At 71.2% G+C, this 17,354-nt stretch carries 15 protein-coding genes; 9 read left to right on the plus strand and 6 right to left on the minus strand.

Annotation, left to right across the window (positions count from 1 at the left end; genetic code table 11):
• Nucleotides 1-134: 134 nt before the first annotated feature.
• The 5 genes from VFF97_RS07090 to nirB are packed head-to-tail and all read right to left on the minus strand — an operon-like array spanning nt 135 to nt 6,163.
• Nucleotides 135-833, minus strand: a complete 699-nt coding sequence (locus VFF97_RS07090; RefSeq protein WP_325032789.1) for a sirohydrochlorin chelatase — start codon at nt 831-833, stop codon at nt 135-137.
• Entirely contained in the window at nt 830-1,966 is a 1,137-nt protein-coding gene (locus VFF97_RS07095) for a uroporphyrinogen-III synthase (protein WP_325032790.1), read from the minus strand. The genes VFF97_RS07090 and VFF97_RS07095 overlap by 4 nt, the downstream gene beginning before the upstream one ends.
• On the minus strand, nt 1,963-3,198 hold the full coding sequence (gene cobA / locus VFF97_RS07100; RefSeq protein WP_325032791.1) for a uroporphyrinogen-III C-methyltransferase: 1,236 nt from the start codon (nt 3,196-3,198) through the stop codon (nt 1,963-1,965). Before cobA ends, VFF97_RS07095 begins: the two co-directional genes overlap by 4 nt.
• Nucleotides 3,195-3,590 carry a nitrite reductase small subunit NirD gene (gene nirD / locus VFF97_RS07105; protein WP_325032792.1) on the minus strand — a complete coding sequence of 132 codons (396 nt, stop codon included), beginning with the start codon at nt 3,588-3,590 and terminating at the stop codon, nt 3,195-3,197. Before nirD ends, cobA begins: the two co-directional genes overlap by 4 nt.
• Nucleotides 3,587-6,163, minus strand: a complete 2,577-nt coding sequence (gene nirB, locus VFF97_RS07110; RefSeq protein ID WP_325032793.1) for a nitrite reductase large subunit NirB — start codon at nt 6,161-6,163, stop codon at nt 3,587-3,589. Before nirB ends, nirD begins: the two co-directional genes overlap by 4 nt.
• 260 nt (nt 6,164-6,423) lie before the next feature.
• Between nirB and trmD the strand changes: the two genes are divergently transcribed.
• The 4 genes from trmD (at nt 6,424) to treZ (ending at nt 13,582) form a co-directional block, all read left to right on the plus strand.
• Complete coding sequence (gene trmD / locus VFF97_RS07115; RefSeq protein ID WP_325032794.1) at nt 6,424-7,113, plus strand: tRNA (guanosine(37)-N1)-methyltransferase TrmD; 690 nt, start codon at nt 6,424-6,426, stop codon at nt 7,111-7,113.
• A gap of 112 nt (nt 7,114-7,225) precedes the next feature.
• On the plus strand, nt 7,226-9,448 hold the full coding sequence (gene glgX / locus VFF97_RS07120; protein ID WP_325032795.1) for a glycogen debranching protein GlgX: 2,223 nt from the start codon (nt 7,226-7,228) through the stop codon (nt 9,446-9,448).
• 46 nt (nt 9,449-9,494) lie between these two features.
• A complete protein-coding gene (gene treY / locus VFF97_RS07125) occupies nt 9,495-11,837 on the plus strand; it encodes a malto-oligosyltrehalose synthase (protein ID WP_325032796.1) in 2,343 nt (780 codons plus the stop codon).
• On the plus strand, nt 11,834-13,582 hold the full coding sequence (gene treZ, locus VFF97_RS07130) for a malto-oligosyltrehalose trehalohydrolase (RefSeq protein ID WP_325032797.1): 1,749 nt from the start codon (nt 11,834-11,836) through the stop codon (nt 13,580-13,582). Before treY ends, treZ begins: the two co-directional genes overlap by 4 nt.
• 9 nt (nt 13,583-13,591) lie before the next feature.
• On the opposite strand, the gene map is transcribed toward treZ, so the two are convergent.
• A complete protein-coding gene (gene map / locus VFF97_RS07135; RefSeq protein ID WP_325032798.1) occupies nt 13,592-14,374 on the minus strand; it encodes a type I methionyl aminopeptidase in 783 nt (260 codons plus the stop codon).
• A 137-nt stretch (nt 14,375-14,511) separates the two neighbouring features.
• Between map and VFF97_RS07140 the strand changes: the two genes are divergently transcribed.
• The 5 genes from VFF97_RS07140 to VFF97_RS07160 form a co-directional block, all read left to right on the plus strand.
• Nucleotides 14,512-15,003 (plus strand): MFS transporter permease, encoded by a 492-nt coding sequence (locus tag VFF97_RS07140; protein ID WP_325032799.1) that lies wholly within the window; start codon nt 14,512-14,514, stop codon nt 15,001-15,003.
• Between the two features lie 192 nt (nt 15,004-15,195).
• Nucleotides 15,196-15,543, plus strand: coding sequence for a 50S ribosomal protein L19 (rplS, locus tag VFF97_RS07145; RefSeq protein ID WP_325032800.1), 348 nt, complete (start codon nt 15,196-15,198; stop codon nt 15,541-15,543).
• A 148-nt stretch (nt 15,544-15,691) separates the two neighbouring features.
• Complete coding sequence (gene lepB / locus VFF97_RS07150) at nt 15,692-16,483, plus strand: signal peptidase I (RefSeq protein ID WP_325032801.1); 792 nt, start codon at nt 15,692-15,694, stop codon at nt 16,481-16,483.
• A complete protein-coding gene (locus VFF97_RS07155) occupies nt 16,483-17,142 on the plus strand; it encodes a ribonuclease HII (protein WP_325032802.1) in 660 nt (219 codons plus the stop codon). The genes lepB and VFF97_RS07155 overlap by 1 nt, the downstream gene beginning before the upstream one ends.
• A gap of 78 nt (nt 17,143-17,220) precedes the next feature.
• Nucleotides 17,221-17,354 (plus strand): DUF2469 family protein (locus VFF97_RS07160; protein ID WP_325032804.1); only part of this gene is annotated, 134 nt, incomplete at its 3' end.

Consider the following 17,354-nt stretch of genomic DNA (forward strand, 5'->3'; position numbering starts at 1 on the left):
TTTCATCGCCCCGCGCGGGGCGTTACCCCCGGGTCACTTCTCCGTCACGGTGACAGGCTCGCGGTCGTGAGAGGCGTGTGATCTGCGTGTTACACGAGCAGACACGGATGCCGCGCCGCCCCCGCTCGCGGGCGTCAGGCCGCGCCGACGAGGGTGGCCGCGGCCGCGCGATAGCGCTCGGCGACGATCGCGGCGATACGCGGATCCGGGCCGAGAGGGCTGGTCGCCGCATCCGCCCCCGACCCCCGGATGACGTCGGCGAAATACCCCGGCGCGAGCACATAGCTCGCCGCCACGACCCGCGACGCGCCGCTCGAGCGGGCAGCGCTCACGGCGTCGTCGATGCGCGGCTCGCACCCCGCGGCGAAGCCGACGCTCACGGGACGCGCGAGGCAGCGCGAGAGGAGCTCGGCGACGGTGCTCACGTCGTCGGCGGCGCGCGGGTCGCTCGAGCCCGCCGCCGCGAGCACGATCGCGTCATCGTCGTGGAGGCCGAGCTCGCCGAGGCGCGACTCGAGTACGAGCGCGAGCAGGTCGTGCGGCCCGAGCGGAGGAGCCGCCACGACCCCGTCACGCAGGCGTGCCGCGCGCGCGATGTCGACGCCCGTGTGGAACCCGGTCGAGAGCAGCAGCGGGACGATGACCGCCGACCGACCCGGTGGAAGCGCCGCGACGACGTCGTCGACCGACGGCTCCTGCACGTCGACGAACGCCTCGCGCACGTCGACGCCCGGGAGCATCACACGCACCTCGTCGACGAGCGAGCGGATCGCGTCGCGACCGTCGAGCGAACTCGTGCCGTGGGAGCACGCGATGAGGACGGGGCGGATCATTCGTCCTCCTGGACGTCGAGGCGGTAGCCGCGCTTGACCACCGTGCGGATGAGGTCGGGTGCGCAGATCGCTTCGCGCAGTCGCGCGATCGCCATCTCGACCGCGTGCGCGCTGTCGGCGGAGCGCGGCAGGACGTTCAGGAGCGCCCCGCGCGAGACGACACCGCCGCCCGCGTCGAAGAGGGCGCCGAGCAGCTCGACGCTCGTGCGCGAAAGCGGCCGGAACTCGCCGTCGAGCACCGCGCCGGTGCTGCGCAGCTCGAGGCGTCCGGCCGCAGTGTCGAGCGACGCGGCTCGGCCGGAGGCGTAGTAGGTCACGACGCCGCGCACGAGGGCACCGAGCCGCCCGCGGTCGGCGACGAGCACGTCGACGTCGACCGCACGCAGGGGTCCCGCCGTGACGGGTCCCACGGCGGCCACGAGGAGGCGGCCGGCGCGTGCTCGCCGCGCGATGTCGGCGACGACGCCCTCGCGCTCCGCGGCCGCCAGCCACTCGGCCGCGCCCGGCGCCGACGTGAAGAGCACCGCGTCGACCTCGCCCGAGGCGGCCGCGAGCACGGAGCGCGTGACAGCCGCGGCATCCGGCGGTGCGCCCCATCGATACACCGTGAGACTCACGACATCCGCGCCGTGGTCGGCGAAGAGCTCGTCGAGTCCGTCCGCGCCGGATCCGTGGTGCTGCACCGCGATGCGCTGCCCCGACACACCCTCGGCGACGAGGAACTCGCCGAGCTCCGCCGCGGTCTCGGTCTCGGCGACCCAGTCGGCGATGAAGCCCGCCTGCTGGATCGCACCGCGTGCCTTGGGGCCGCGCGCGACGAACCGCGCATCGGCGAGGGCTTCGTGCAGCGGGTCGCTGAGCCCCGCTTCGTCGGCGGCCTCCATCCAGCCGCGGAAACCGACCCCGGTGGTCGCGACCACGATGTCGGGCGGGCTCTCGATGAGCTCGCGTGTGCGCGCGACGAGCGCCTCGTCGTCGATGTGCGGGACGATCGTGAGCGCCGGCGCGTGCTGCACCTGCGCACCGTGGCGCTCGAGCGCCGCCGCGAGCTCGCTCGACCGACGGTCGACCGCGATCACGATGACGCACCCGGCGAGCGCCGCCGACAGCAGGGGACGCGCGGGTTCGCTCACGGGCCGGCGCCTTCGCGGGTCGAGGTCGGCGTGGGGAGCAGCAGATCGGCGCGCGCGACGTCGCCGACGACGATCACCGCGGGGTTGGCGACGCCGACCGCGTGCGCGTCGTCGACCGCGCGGCCGAGGGTCGTGCGGGTCGTCCGCTGGCGCGGAGTGTGACCGCTCTCGACGATCGCGACCGGTCGGTCCTGGGGCACGCCCGCATCGAGTGCGGCGCGCACGAGACGCGGGAGGGCGGCGACGCCCATGAGCACGACGGTCGTGGCATCCGGGTCTGCGAGCGCCGCGAGCGTCGCGGGCGAGACGGTGGCCTGTCCGTTGACGACGTGCACGGAGCCCGCCGTTCCGCGATGCGTCACGGGGATGCCCGCCGCCTGCGGTACGGCGAGAGCGCTCGAGATGCCGGGAACGACCTCGACGGCGACGCCCGCCGCGAGGCACGCCGCGACCTCCTCGCCGCCGCGCCCGAGCACGAACGGGTCGCCGCCCTTGAGTCGCACGACGCGGCGCCCGGCGCGCGCGTGCTCGACGAGCAGCTCGTTGATGCGCTCCTGCGGAACGGGGTGGTGACCGGGCCTCTTCCCGACGTCGATCACCTCGACGGCGGGGTCGAGGTCGGAGAGGACGGATGCCGGCCCGAGCCGATCCGCGACCACGACGTCCGCTTCGGCGAGCAGCCGCCGCCCGCGCACCGTCATGAGGTCCTCGGGTCCGGGCCCTCCGCCCACGAGCGCGACGTGCCCCGACGCCGTCGCGCGGCGCCGCCGGACGGGGAGGCGCCCTTCGCGCAGCAGGGCCGCGACGGCATCGCGCAGCAGCGCGGCGCGCGACGGATCGACGCCGGAGTCCGAGACGACGCCGACGCGCACGTCACCCGAGCGCGCCTCGGCCGCGAGCCGGGCTGTGCCGTGCGCGCCGTCCGACGCGTTGACGCACAGCGTGCGCCGCTCCTCGCACGCGCGGGCGACCCACTCGTCCGTGCGCGCGTCGCCGGTGGCGGTGTGGACGAACCACATGTCGTCGAGATCGGATGCCTCGACCGCCCGCGCGATCCACTCCACGTCGTGCTCTCGCACGAGAGCCTCGGCGACGGAGCCGAGCTCGGGAGCGACGATGCGCACGCGCGCGCCCTCCTCGAGGAACCGCGGGAGTCGGCGCGCGGTCACGGAGCCGCCTCCCACCATGAGCACGTCGCGCCCGGCAAGGCTGATCCCGATGAGCGTCGTCATGAGCGCGCCGCCCATCGCACGAACACGTCGCCGTCGCGCACGGCGACGGGCCACGTCGTGAGCGAGTGCTCATCCTTGCCCTGCGTGTCGAGGCACACGCCGGTGCGCAGGTCGAACACCTGCTTGTACATGGGGGAGGCGACGGTGGGGGCATCCGCCTTCGTCCCCACGATGCCGCGCGAGATGACGTGCGCGCCGCTGTACGGGTCGAGGTTGGAGACGGCGTAGATCGGGCCGCCCCCGTCGCGGCCGTGCAACAGGAAGAGTGCGAGCTGCACGCCGTCGATGAGCGCCGCGCGGCCGCGCTCGGGCTCGAGGTCGGCGACGGCACATACGCGCACCCACTCCCACGTGCGCGTCGGACGCTTCTCGGCGGTCTCGAGGATCGTCATGCCCTCACCTCCAGGGTCGTTCCGGCGATGAGCACGCGGCCGTCCGCGCGCTCATCGGACGTGGCCGGGCGCGGCTGTCCGCGCTCGACGGTGTACGCGAGCGACGGGTCGGGCGTGCGCGGTGCATTGACGAACGACGCGAAGCGCCGAAGCTTCTCGGGGTCGTCGAGCGTCGCCTTCCACTCGTCCTCGTACGACTCGATGTGGGCGGCCATCGCCGCGTCGAGGTCCGCGCAGATGCCGAGGCTGTCGTCGAAGATGACGGCGCGCAGCGCGTCGAGGCCGCCCTCCAGCTCCTCGAGCCACGGTGCCGTGCGCTGCAGGCGGTCGGCGGTGCGGATGTAGTACATGAGGAACCGGTCGATCGCCGTGAGCAGCGCGTCGTCGTCGAGCCCTTCGGCGAGGAGGACCGCGTGCCTCGGGGTGAAGCCTCCGTTGCCGCCGACGTAGAGGTTCCAGCCCGCCTCCGTCGCGATGACGCCGACGTCCTTGCCGCGCGCCTCGGCGCACTCGCGCGCGCAGCCCGAGACGCCGAGCTTGAGCTTGTGGGGTGCCCGCAGACCGCGGTACCGGAGTTCGAGCGCGACCGCCATGCCGACGGAATCCTGCACGCCGTAGCGGCACCACGTCGAGCCGACGCACGACTTCACGGTGCGCAGCGCCTTGCCGTAGGCGTGGCCGGACTCGAACCCGGCGTCGACGAGACGGCGCCAGATGTCGGGCAGCTGCTCGAGGCGCGCGCCGAACAGGTCGATGCGCTGCCCGCCCGTGATCTTCGTGTACAGGCCGAAGTCGCGCGCGACCTCGCCGATCGCGACGAGTCCCTCGGGCGTGATCTCTCCGCCCGGGATGCGCGGGACGACCGAGTACGAGCCGTCCTTCTGCAGGTTGGCCATGACGTGGTCGTTGGTGTCCTGAAGCGTCGCGTTCTCGCCGTCGAGCACATGCTTGTGCACGAGCGTGGAGAGGATGCTCGCGATCGCGGGTTTGCAGATGTCGCATCCGCGTCCTTTGCCGAACCGCTCGACGATCGCGCTGAACGTCGTGAGGCCCGCGACCCGGATCGCGTCGAACAGCTGGGCGCGCGAGAAAGCGAAGTGCTCGCACATCGCGTTGCTGACGGTGGCGCCGGTCTTCTCGAGCTCTCCCACGACGATGCGCTTGACGAGCGGGACGCACGACCCGCACGCGGCGCCCGCACGCGTGCACGCCTTCACGCCCGCGACGTCGGTGCAGCCCTCCTCGTGCACCGCGTGACGGATGGCTCCCGCGGACACGCTGTTGCACGAGCAGACCGTCGCCTCGTCGGGCAGCTCGCCCGCGGGCGCGGGAACCCCGCCTTCGGGCAGGAGGTACGCGGCCGGATCGCCCCCGAGCATCCCGCCCACCAGCGGGCGCAGCGCCGCGTACGCCGATGCGTCGCCGACGAGCACGCCGCCCAACAGCGTGGTGGCGTCGTCCGACAGCACGAGCTTCTTGTAAACGCCCGCCACGGGGTCGGCGTAGACGACATCGAGCGCACCCGGTGTCGTCGCGAACGCGTCGCCGAAGCTCGCGACGTCGACGCCCGAGAGCTTGAGCTTCGTCGAAAGGTCGTACCCCGGGAACGTCGCGTCGCCGCCGAGCAGCCGCGTCGCGGCGACCTCCGCCATCGCGTAGCCCGGTGCGACGAGTCCGACGCACTGCCCGTCGAACGACGCGACTTCGCCGATCGCGAAGATCGCGGGGTCGGACGTGCGGCAGCCCGCGTCGATCACGACACCGCCACGCGGGTCCACGTCGAGGCCTGCCTCGCGTGCGAGCTCGTCGCGCGGCCGCACACCCACCGTGAAGACGACGACATCGGCGTGCTCGTAGCTTCCGTCGCTGAACTCCAGCCCCGCGACGTCGCCGGAAGGGCCGGGGTCGAGCCGCGTCGTGATCGACGAGGTGAGAACGCGGATGCCGCGCGACTCGACCAGCCGTCGGAGCGCGTCGCCCGCGGCGAGGTCGAGTTGCGCCGACATGAGCCGATCGGCCGCCTGGACCACGGTCGGGGACACGTCGAGTCCCTGCAGCGCGCCGGCCGCCTCGAGGCCGAGCAGCCCGCCGCCGATGACCATGCCCTTCAGCGGGCGCCCCAGCCGCCGTGCGCGCTCCTCGACGAATGCCCGGAGTGCGGCGACGTCGTCGAGCGTGCGGTAGACGAAGCATCCGGGCAGTTCGAACCCGTCGACCGCGAGCCGCGCCGCGTACGAGCCGGTTGCGAGCACGAGGGAGTCGTACGGATGCCGCGCGCCGTCGTCCGTCGCGACGACACGCTCGCGGCGATCGATCCGGGTGGCGCGCACCCCCGAATGGAGGTGCACGCGGTCGTGCTCGACGACGTCCCGCGCGAGCGTCAGGTCGTCGGCCGATGCGCCGTCGAAGAACGATGTGAGGGCGACGCGGTCGTACGGCGCGCGCGGCTCCTCGCCGAGGACGGTGATGACCGTGTCGCCGTCGTCGCGCGACGTGAGGCTCTCGACGAAGCGGTGCGCGACCATACCGGCGCCCACGACGACGACGCGTCGGGGCTCTCCGGTCGGGTCCATGGCCTCACGATAGGCAGGCCCCTTTTCGGGGCCGTGTGTCCCGTGTTTCGAGTTCGTGACGTCGGGAGAGCCGGACATCGTGCCTCCTCTCGCGGCCGGTGGGGCCGCGCGATCCGCTGACTGCCGTGGGCACGACGTTAGGAAGAGCGCGTTTCGCGACGGGTGCCGCGGCCGTTACCCCGAGGCAACGTTTCGCTCACGCCGCCGCCGCCGTGGTTGTGAGATCGGACGCGGGCCCGCCCGCTGACTAGGCTCGATCCGTGCGGATTGACGTCGTCACGATCTTCCCGTCGTTCTTCGACGTGCTGGAGGTCTCGCTGCTGGGCAAGGCCCGCGACCGCGGGCTCCTCGACGTGCGCGTACACGACCTGCGCGAATGGACGCACGACCGCCATCGCACGGTCGACGACACCCCGTATGGCGGCGGCGCAGGCATGGTCATGAAGCCCGAGCCGTGGGGCGAGGCGCTCGACGCGATCGTCGCGGACTCCGACGAGCCGCCGGTGTTCGTGTTCCCGTCGCCCGCGGGCGAGGTGTTCACGCAGGCGGCGGCGCGCGAGTTCGCGCACGAACCGCACCTCGTGATCGGGTGCGGACGGTACGAGGGCATCGACGAGCGCGTGTTCGAGTACGCAGCGACGCTCGGGCGCGTGCGTCTGGTGAGCCTCGGCGACTACGTGCTCAACGGCGGCGAGGTCGCGGCGATGGCGATGATCGAAGCGGTCGGGCGGCTCATCCCCGGAGTGGTCGGCAACCCCGAGAGCCTCCGCGAGGAGTCCCACGAAGAGGGCCTCCTCGAGTACCCGTCGTACACGAAGCCCGCGTCATGGCGCGGCTACGACGTCCCCGAGATCCTGCTCAGCGGCAACCACGGCGCGATCGCCGCGTGGCGGCGCGAGCAGCAGGTGGCGCGCACGCGCGAGCGCCGGCCCGACCTCCTCGACGAGTGAGGCGCGGGCGCGGCATCCGCCCCCTTGTCGCTCCGTGAGCCCTGTGTCAACGGCTCTCGGCAGGGAAATCGCGCTCGACTAGGGTGTGAGCGACCGCCAGGGGAGGAGTCGCATGGAGACGTGGCCCGGATCGGCCTACCCGCTCGGGGCGACCTTCGACGGGAGCGGTACGAACTTCGCGCTGTTCAGCGAGGCCGCCGAGAAGGTCGAGCTCTGCCTGTTCGACGAGACGGATGCCGAGACCCGCGTGCCGCTCGTCGACGTCGACGCGTTCGTGTGGCACGCCTATCTGCCGAACGTGCGCCCCGGACAGCGGTACGGGTACCGCGTCCACGGGGAGTACAACCCGGCCGAGGGCAAGCGCTTCAACCCGAACAAGCTCCTGCTCGACCCGTACGCGAAGGCGGTCGAGGGTCAGGTGCGGTGGAACCAGTCCGTGTTCGGCTATGACTTCGGCGATCCCGACTCTCGCAACGATGAGGACTCCGCGGCGAGCATGATGAAGGCCGTCGTCGTGAACCCCTTCTTCGACTGGGCAGGAGACCGTCAGCCGAAGACCCCGTACGCCGAGTCGCTCATCTACGAGGCGCATGTGAAGGGTCTCACGAAGCTGCATCCGGCGGTTCCCGAAGAGCTGCGCGGCACCTACAGCGGCCTCGCGCACCCCGCCGTGATCGAGCATCTGCGCAAGCTCGGGGTGACCGCGGTCGAGCTCATGCCCGTGCACCAGTTCGTCAACGACGACACGCTCGAGCAGAAGGGGCTCTCCAACTACTGGGGCTACAACACGATCTCGTTCTTCGCGCCGCAGAACACGTACGCGGCGCCGGGCGAGCCCGGTCAGCAGGTGCAGGAGTTCAAGGCGATGGTGCGGGCGCTGCACGCGGCCGGAATCGAGGTGATCCTCGACGTCGTCTACAACCACACCGCCGAGGGCAACCATCTGGGTCCGACTCTCAGCATGCGCGGCATCGACAACGCCGCGTACTACCGGCTCGAAGAGGACGACAAGCGGTACTACACCGACTACACGGGCACGGGGAACAGCCTCAACGTATCGAGCCCGCACTCGCTGCAGCTCATCATGGACTCGCTGCGGTACTGGGTGCTCGAGATGCACGTCGACGGCTTCCGCTTCGATCTCGCAGCGACCCTCGCACGCGAGTTCTACGACGTCGACAAGCTCGCGACGTTCTTCGAGCTCGTTCAGCAGGACCCGGTCGTGTCGCAGGTGAAGCTCATCGCCGAGCCGTGGGACGTGGGCCCGGGCGGGTACCAGGTGGGCAACTTCCCTCCGCAGTGGACCGAGTGGAACGGCAAGTACCGCGACACCGTGCGCGACTTCTGGCGCGGCGAGCCCGCGACCCTCGGCGAGTTCGCCTCGCGGCTCACGGGTTCGGCCGACCTCTACGAGCACTCGGGGCGGCGGCCCGTGGCATCCGTCAACTTCGTCACCGCGCACGACGGGTTCACGCTGCGGGACCTCGTGTCGTACAACGAGAAGCACAACGAGGCCAACGGCGAAGACAACAAGGACGGCGCCGACGACAACCGCTCGTGGAACTGCGGTGTGGAAGGACCCACCGACGACCCGGCCGTGCTGGAGCTGCGGGCGCGGCAGCAGCGCAACTTCCTCGCGACGCTGCTGCTCAGCCAGGGCGTGCCGATGCTCCTGCACGGTGACGAGCTCGGCCGCACGCAGCAGGGCAACAACAACGGCTACGCGCAGGACAACGAGCTGACGTGGGTGCACTGGGACGCCGTCGACCAGCCCCTCGTCGAGTTCGTGTCGGCGGTGTCGAAGCTGCGGCGGGAGCATCCGACGTTCCGGCGCAGCCGGTTCTTCGACGGCCGCCCCGTCAAGCGCGAGGAGGGTGCCCCCGTGCCCGACATCGCGTGGCTGCGGCCCGACGGCACGCAGATGCAGCCCGAGGACTGGGACTCCGGATTCGGCCGCGCGGTGGGCGTCTTCCTCAACGGCGGCGGTATCCGTGAGCGCGACCGGCGCGGGCAGCCCATCGAGGACGTGCACTTCATGGTGCTCTTCAACGCGGGCGATGCGCCCATCGACTTCCGCATCCCTGCCGTCGAAGCGAGCCCGCAGTGGGACGTGATCGTCGACACCGCCGGCCGCCAGGCGGGCGTCACGACGATCGCCCCAGGCTCGGTCGTGCCGCTCGAGTCCCGGTCGATGCTCGTGCTGCAGGAGCACACCGAGGAGGAGGTCGAGCCCGACCACTCGGTCGCGGCATCGCTCGCGGCGCTCGGCGACAGCCGGCCCGAAGACATGCCGGCGAAGGCTCCGCGCATCGAGGCGCGACACGACACGCGCTGATCCGACGCGCCGACCGAAGGCGACGAGAAGCGAGGAAGGAGAGCGGATGCACATCCCGCCCGCTTCGACATACCGCATGCAGGTGCGCGCGTCGTTCGACCTCGACGCCGCCGCCGACGTGACGGACTATCTGCGCGATCTCGGCGTCGACTGGGCATACCTGTCGCCGTTGCTGCGCGCGACGTCGGGCTCGGACCACGGCTACGACGTCGTCGACCCGACCGAGGTCGATCCCGAGCGCGGGGGAGCGGCGGCGCTCGAGCGGTTCGCGGTCGCCGCCCGGGCCGCGGGGCTCGGAGTCCTCGTCGACATCGTGCCCAACCACATGGGCATCTCGCGTCCGGAGCAGAACCCGTGGTGGTGGGACGTGCTCGAGCACGGCCGCGCATCCTCCTGGGCCGAGGCGTTCGACATCGACTGGGACGAGAGCGGCGGCAAGGTGCGCGTGCCGGTCCTCGGTGCCGAGCTCGACGAGGCGATGGCCGACATCGTCATCGACCCTGATTCCGGCGTCGTGCGCTACTTCGACCACGTGCTGCCACTCGCACCCGGTTCGGCCGATGACGGGGCGGATGCCGCGACCGTCCTCGACCGCCAGCACTGGCAGCTCATGCACTGGCGCCGCGAGGCGACGGACCTCAACTACCGGCGCTTCTTCGCGGTGTCGAAGCTCGCCGGACTCCGCGTCGAGGTGCCGTGGGTGTTCGACGCCGCTCATGTCGAGGTGCTGCGGTGGATCCGCGACGGGCTCGTGGACGGACTGCGCATCGACCATCCGGACGGCCTCGTCGACCCGGGCGCTTACCTCGAACGCCTCGCGGCCGAGACCGACGGCGCGTACGTGCTCGTCGAGAAGATCCTCGAACACGCGGCGACCGACCACCCCGAGACACTTTCCGCGTGGTGGCATGCGGACGGTACGACCGGCTACGACGCGATGGCCGAGATCGACCGCGTGCTCATCGACCCTGCCGGCGAAGACGCGCTCGACGCGCTCGACGCACGACTGCGCGCCGACACGGGGCTCGCACCCGCGCAGGCGTGGCCCGACCTGATCCACGACACGAAGCGCATGATCGCCGACACGATCCAGGTCGCCGAGATCCGCCGGCTCGTGCGGTTCCTGCCGAGCGGGCTCTCGGACGATCCGGATGCCGCGGACGCGCTCGCCGAGCTGCTCGCGTGCTTCCCGACGTATCGCTCGTACCTCCCTGCGGGGAAGGAATGGCTCGAGCAGGCGGCGCGGGAGGCATCCGCCCGTCGTCCAGAGCTCGCCACGACGATCGCCGCCCTCGTCCCGGTGCTGTCGGACCCGACACTCGAGGTGGCGCGGCGGTTCCAGCAGACGACCGGCCCCGTCATGGCGAAGGGCGTCGAAGACACGGCGTTCTATCGGGCGACGCGTCTCGGCACGCTCACCGAGGTGGGCGGCGATCCGAGCGTCTTCTCGCTGGCGGTCGACGGGTTCCACCGTGCGTTCGAGCGGCGCCAGGCGGCGTGGCCGGGTTCGATGACGGCGCTGTCGACGCACGACACGAAGCGCGCGGAGGATGTCCGTGCGCGGCTGTCCGTGCTGGCCGAGATCCCCGAGCGCTGGGCGGACGTGCTCGGCCGCCTTCGCGCGGTCGCGACGACGGGCCACGGTCCGTTCGACAGCCTCCTGTGGCAGGCGATCGTCGGCGCGTGGCCTGCTGCCCCCGAGCGGTTGCACGCGTACGCCGAGAAGGCCGCGCGCGAAGCAGGCGAGGCGACCGGGTGGCTCGACCCCGAGCCTGTGTTCGAGGATCGGATGCACCGCCTCGTCGACGCCGCCTTCGGCGACGCGCGTCCGATCGTCGAGGAATTCGTCGCTGAGATCGCGCCGCTCGGCTGGTCGAACTCGCTCGCGGCGAAGACGCTGCAGATCGCGGGGCCGGGCGTGCCGGACGTGTACCAGGGATCGGAGCTGTGGGAGACGAGCCTCGTCGACCCCGACAACCGTCGTCCTGTGGACTTCGCCATGCGGCGCGAGCTGCTCGCGCGAATCGACGAAGGCTGGCAGCCCGCGATCGACGAGACAGGAGCAGCCAAGCTGCTCGTGACCTCGCGCGCTCTCCGGCTGCGGCGAGACCGCCGCGAACTCTTCACTCGCTACACGCCCATGACGGTGGTGGGTGAGGCCGCCGACCACGCGGTGGCCTTCGACCGCGGCGGCGCAGTCGCCGTCGCGACGCGTCTGCCTGTCGGACTGGATAGGCGCGGCGGCTGGGGCGACACGGCGCTCCTGCGGCACGCCGGGCCGACCGTCGACGCGTTCACGGGCCGCCGGTTCGAGGAAGGCGTGGTCGCGCTGCGCGACCTCTTCGCGACGTATCCCGTGGCACTGCTCGTGCTGGAGGACGACGCATGATCGAGGTGTGGGCCCCGCGCGCGGAGCGCGTCCGGCTGCGGCGACCCGGCAGGGACGACGTCGACCTCGAGAAGTCGGATGCCGGATGGTGGACCGCCGGCGTCGACCTCTCACCGGGCGACGAGTACGGCTTCGTGCTCGGCGACGGGGATGCCGTGCGGCCCGACCCGCGGTCGCGCCGCCAGCCGCGGGGCGTGCACGAGGCATCCGCTCATTTCGACCCCTTCGCGTTCCCGTGGAGCGACGGACGCTGGACGGGGCGCCAGCTCGCGGGCGGCGTCGTGTACGAGCTGCACATCGGCACGTTCACCCCCGAGGGCACTCTCGACGCCGCGATCGGGAGGCTCGACCACCTCGTCGAGCTCGGGGTGACGCACGTCGAGCTGCTCCCGGTCAACGCGTTCAACGGCGAGTGGAACTGGGGCTACGACGGCGTGCTCTGGTACGCCGTGCACGAGGCGTACGGCGGCCCCGAGGCGTATCGGCGCTTCGTCGACGCGGCGCACGCGACCGGGCTCGCGGTCGTGCAGGACGTCGTCTACAACCACCTCGGGCCGAGCGGCAACTACCTGCCTGAGTTCGGGCCCTACGTGCGCGACGCCGAGCGCAACACGTGGGGCTCGTCGATCGACCTCGACCAGCCGGCGGTGCGTGCGCACATCATCGAGAACGCGCTCATGTGGCTCGACGACTATCACGTCGACGCCCTGCGCCTGGATGCGGTGCACGCGCTGAAGGACTCGTCGGAGAAGCATCTGCTGCGCGAGCTCGCGGAGCGGGTCGATGCCCTGTCGGCGCACCTGGGCCGTCCGCTCACGCTCATCGCGGAGTCCGACCTCAACGACCCGACGCTCATCCTGCCGCGCGAGGCGGGCGGCTACGGTCTCACCGCCCAGTGGAGCGACGACTGGCACCACGCGGTGCACGTCGCGCTCACCGGTGAGACGGCGGGATACTACGCCGACTTCGCTGCCCCCGACGCGCTCGCGAAGGTGTGGACGCGGGGGTTCTTCCACGACGGCACGCACTCCTCGTTCCGCGGACGAGAGCACGGCCGGCCGATCCCCGAGGACGTTCCCGCGTGGCGGCTCGTCACGTTCGCGCAGGATCACGACCAGATCGGCAACCGCGCGACGGGGGACCGGCTGTCGCAGTCGCTCTCGACCGACCGGCTGGCGGTCGCGGCCGTGCTCACGATGACGGCTCCCGGCACGCCCATGCTCTTCCAGGGTGAGGAGTGGGGAGCGTCGACTCCCTGGCTGTTCTTCACGTCCCACCCCGAGCCCGAGCTCGGCGAGGCCACCGCGAAGGGCCGCATCGCGGAGTTCGCGCGCATGGGGTGGGACGAGTCCGTCGTGCCCGACCCGCAGAACCCCGAGACCTTCCGGCGGTCGAAGCTCGACTGGTCCGAGGCATCCGCCGGCGATCACGCCCGACTGCTCGAGCTGTACCGCGCGCTCGCGCGCCTGCGTCGCGAGCGCGCCGAGCTCACCGACCCGTCCTTCGCGTCACTCGGGGCCGAAGTCATAGGGGGAGAGGGGACGGATGCCGCGCACCGCGCCTTCCGGCTGCGGCGAGGTGCCGTCGAGATCCTTGTGAACCTCACGAGGAACGATGTGCACTTCGCAGTGCCAGGCGCATCGCGCGTGCTGCTCACGACGTCGGCGCGTGTGCACCTTGCGGAGGGGAAGCTCGCCGTGCCGCCCGATGCGGCGGTCGTCACAGGGCCGGCGCTGCGCCGGTGACGGGAGGGGTCAGCGCACCCCGAGGAACGAACGGTCGGTGAGCACGATCGGGCCGTCGTCGGTGATCGCGATGGTGTGCTCGGAGTGGGCGCCGCGCGAGCCGTCCGCGCTGCGAAGGGTCCAGCCATCGGGGTCGGTGATGAGCTTGTCGGTCGTCTGGAGGAACCACGGCTCGAGCGCGAGGACGAGTCCCGCGCGCAGGGGGAAGCCGCGGCCCGGCTTGCCGTCGTTCGGCACGTGCGGGTCGCCGTGCATGACGCGTCCGACGCCGTGGCCGCCGAAGTCGGTGTTGATCGAGTAGCCGTTGCCGTTCGCGATCTCGGCGATCGCGAACGAGATGTCGCCGATGCGGTTGCCGACGGTCGCCGCCGCGATCGCCGCGTCGAGCGCTCGCTCCGTCGTCTCGATGAGGGCGAGGTCCTCGTCGCGCGGCGTGCCCACGATGAACGAGACGGCCGAGTCGGCGACCCAGCCGTCGATCGAGGCGGCGAAGTCGAGCGACACGAGGTCGCCGTCGCGCAGGACGTAGTCGTGGGGGAGACCGTGCAGCACCGCGTCGTTGACCGACGTGCAGATGACCTTGCCGAACGGGCGCGCGCCGAACGAGGGGTGGTAGTCGATGTAGCAGGACTCCGCGCCCGCGCGCCGGATCATGTCGTGCGCACGGCGGTCGATCGCGAGGAGGTTCGTGCCGACCTTCGTCTCGTCGCGGAGCGTCGCGAGCACTTCCGCCACGAAGCGCCCCGCGGGTCGCATCGCCTCGATCTCGGCCGGGGTGCGCAACTCGATCATGCTCGTCCTCTCGTCCCGTCCATTCTCGCCGATGAATGCTCTCCGCCCGCCCGTGGCTCACCGGGGCACCTGGGAGGATGCCGCGCAGAGGTCCCCCGCGCTCCCGTCGACTCGCGCGGCGGCGTAGCATCGGTGCTATGTGGCTGCGGCGCGCGTTCTATGGGTGGCTCATCCCCGCCGCCTTCCTCCTGCCGCTGTGGCTTCTCGTCGGATGGGCCGTGTTCGACGCGGGCGGGTGGGGCTTCCTCTGGGTGCTCTTCATCGCGATCCCGTCCGTCTTCCTCGGCCAGCTGATCCTCACGCTCCTCGTGCGCGCCCGCGGCACGGTCCGCGCGCAGCGCGCGGTCTCGTGGTGGGACGTCGGCGGATTCACGCTGTGGCATGCGCTCACGATCGCGCTCGGGTTCTTCAACCCCGCGTGGTGGGCGCCCGTGTTCGTCGTGACGATCGTCGTCGGAATCGCGATGTTCTGGCTCGAGCTGTGGCAACTGTGGCGCGAAGCGCGTCCTTCCGGCATGGTGCTGCATGCGACCGACGGCATGGCCTACATTCCGCCGCCCGCTCCGCGCGTGACGGCCGAGTCGGTCGACGAGGTCATCGTCGTCGCCGAGAAGCGCTCCGAGCGCTGACGCGGAGGGCTCCGCCCGCGGTTTTGGCGGGTTGTCGCATCCGTGGCAGAATGGTTGTTTGTGCCCCGCCCAGGCTCTGCCTCAGGGGAGCCCGTCGTCGAAGCCTCACGGCCGGCGGCTCCGGGCGCACACCGAATCCTCAATCCATTCATCCCGCGGTCGACCTGTGGCGGCCGCAGAGAGAGCACGATCATGCAGATCCTCGACGCCGTCGATGCGGCCTCGCTCCGCAACGACATCCCCGACTTCGGCCCCGGCGACACCGTCAAGGTGCACGTCAACATCACCGAGGGCAACCGCTCCCGCATCCAGGTCTTCCAGGGCGTCGTTCTCGGCCGCTCCGGCGACGGTGTGCGCGAGACGTTCACGGTCCGCAAGATCAGCTTCCAGGTCGGCGTGGAGCGCACCTTCCCGGTGCACTCGCCGGTGATCGACCGCATCGAGGTCGTCACGCGCGGTGATGTCCGTCGCGCCAAGCTCTACTACCTGCGCAACCTGCGCGGCAAGAAGGCCAAGATCAAGGAGAAGCGCGAGAACTGAGTCGCTTCGCCTCGAACGCCCCGGATCCATCGGATTCCGGGGCGTTCTGCGTTTCACGTCGTCGAGTCCGGCGAGGAGGATTCCGCGCGAATATGGGAACCTTGTTCCAGCGGTTCTCCGAGGTTCGGCGAGCCGGGCGAAGGGCTTCATGACGACCGAGAAGACGGCACCGGCCGAACCGATCGAGACGACGCACAGCACGGGCGGCTCCGCCCGGCGCGCGCGTCGTCGCAGTTGGCTCGTCTTCGCCCGCGACGTCATCATCATCGTGATCGTCGCGGTGCTCGTGTCGTTCCTCGTCAAGACGTTCCTCGTGCGATCGTTCTACATACCGTCAGGCTCGATGGAAGAGACGCTGCACGTGAACGACCGCATCCTCGTCGACGAGATCACGCCGCGCTTCGGCGGCTACTCGCGCGGCGACATCGTCGTGTTCCGCGACCCGGGCGGGTGGCTCGTGCCCGACACGTCGCCGCAGCGGCCACCCGTCGTCGAAGCGATCGAGTGGGTGCTGTCGCTCGTCGGCCTGGCCGCACCCGACAGCGACGACCACCTCGTCAAGCGGATCATCGGACTCCCCGGCGACCACGTCGTGTGCTGCAACGCGATCGGCCAGATCACGGTCAACGGCGTTCCCGTCGACGAATCCGACTACCTCGACCTGCCGTCGGCGGAGTCGCCCGCATCGGCCGACCCGTTCGACGTCGTCGTGCCCGACGACAGCCTGTGGGTGCTCGGCGACAACCGCAACCGCTCGCGCGATTCGCGTTACAACACGGATCAGCCGGGCAAGGGCTTCGTGCCGCTCGAGAACGTCGTCGGGCGCGCGTTCCTCATCACGTGGCCCTTCGACCGGTTCGGCGCCCTCGACTTCCATCACGAGGTGTTCGCGGGCGTGCCCGCGCCGCAGCCGGACGAGGAAGGCGGCGCGTCGCCGTGATGGCCGTCGCCGAGCCCCGTCTGACGCTCGAGCGGCGCCTGCTCCGCGAGCGTCCGATCGTCATCGCGTGCGACGAGGTGGGCCGTGGCGCCCTGGCCGGACCCGTCGCGGTCGGCGTCGCGGTCGTCGACGCGGCCCGCGCGCGCAAGCGCGTGCCGACAGGGCTGCGCGACTCCAAGCTCGTCCCGGAGCTACGGCGCGCCGAGGTCGCCGGCCGTGCGGCGGAATGGGTGCTGCACAGCGCCGTCGGCTGGGCGAGCTCCGCCGAGATCGACGACATCGGGATCATGCGCGCGCTCGGCCTCGCCACGGCGCGGGCGCTCGCCGATCTGCGCGCGCACGGCGTCGTCCCCGAAGAGGCGATCGTCATCCTCGACGGCAATTACGACTACATCACGCCGGCCGGCGAGCGAGGGCTCACCGTGCAGCCCGTGATCAAGGCCGACCGCGACTGCGCGAGCGCTGCCGCCGCATCCGTCATCGCCAAAGTCGCGCGCGACACCCTCATGGTCGGGCTGCACGACGAGCTGCCGCACTACAACTGGGCCAGCAACAAGGGCTACGCGAGCCCCGATCACCGCGAGGCGATCCGCGAGCACGGCCTCAGCCCGCACCATCGCGCGTCGTGGTCGATCGGCGACGCCCCGACCCTCTTCTGATGCCCGTCGAGGTACCGGATGCCGCGGTGGAAGCCGCCGCGACGCCGTGTGGTCCGGCGACCCTAGGATGGACTCATCATGGATGACGAAGTCTTCGAGGACTACGACCGCGAGCTCGAGCTTGCTCTGTACCGGGAGTACCGCGACGTCGTCTCGCAGTTCCAGTACGTGATCGAGACCGAGCGCCGGTTCTACCTCGCGAACGAGGTGAA

This window comes from Microbacterium sp. (genome assembly GCF_035687345.1).
GTDB lineage: Bacteria > Actinomycetota > Actinomycetes > Actinomycetales > Microbacteriaceae > Microbacterium.

Coding starts and splice junctions, on each gene's coding strand:
- VFF97_RS07090 (WP_325032789.1), bottom strand. CDS start 833: ATGATCCGCCCCGTCCTCATCGCGTGCTCCCACGGCACGAGTTCGCTC.
- cobA (WP_325032791.1), bottom strand. CDS start 3,198: ATGACGACGCTCATCGGGATCAGCCTTGCCGGGCGCGACGTGCTCATG.
- nirD (WP_325032792.1), bottom strand. CDS start 3,590: ATGACGATCCTCGAGACCGCCGAGAAGCGTCCGACGCGCACGTGGGAG.
- nirB (WP_325032793.1), bottom strand. CDS start 6,163: ATGGACCCGACCGGAGAGCCCCGACGCGTCGTCGTCGTGGGCGCCGGT.
- glgX (WP_325032795.1), top strand. CDS start 7,226: ATGGAGACGTGGCCCGGATCGGCCTACCCGCTCGGGGCGACCTTCGAC.
- treY (WP_325032796.1), top strand. CDS start 9,495: ATGCACATCCCGCCCGCTTCGACATACCGCATGCAGGTGCGCGCGTCG.
- treZ (WP_325032797.1), top strand. CDS start 11,834: ATGATCGAGGTGTGGGCCCCGCGCGCGGAGCGCGTCCGGCTGCGGCGA.
- map (WP_325032798.1), bottom strand. CDS start 14,374: ATGATCGAGTTGCGCACCCCGGCCGAGATCGAGGCGATGCGACCCGCG.
- VFF97_RS07140 (WP_325032799.1), top strand. CDS start 14,512: ATGTGGCTGCGGCGCGCGTTCTATGGGTGGCTCATCCCCGCCGCCTTC.
- rplS (WP_325032800.1), top strand. CDS start 15,196: ATGCAGATCCTCGACGCCGTCGATGCGGCCTCGCTCCGCAACGACATC.
- lepB (WP_325032801.1), top strand. CDS start 15,692: ATGACGACCGAGAAGACGGCACCGGCCGAACCGATCGAGACGACGCAC.
- VFF97_RS07155 (WP_325032802.1), top strand. CDS start 16,483: ATGGCCGTCGCCGAGCCCCGTCTGACGCTCGAGCGGCGCCTGCTCCGC.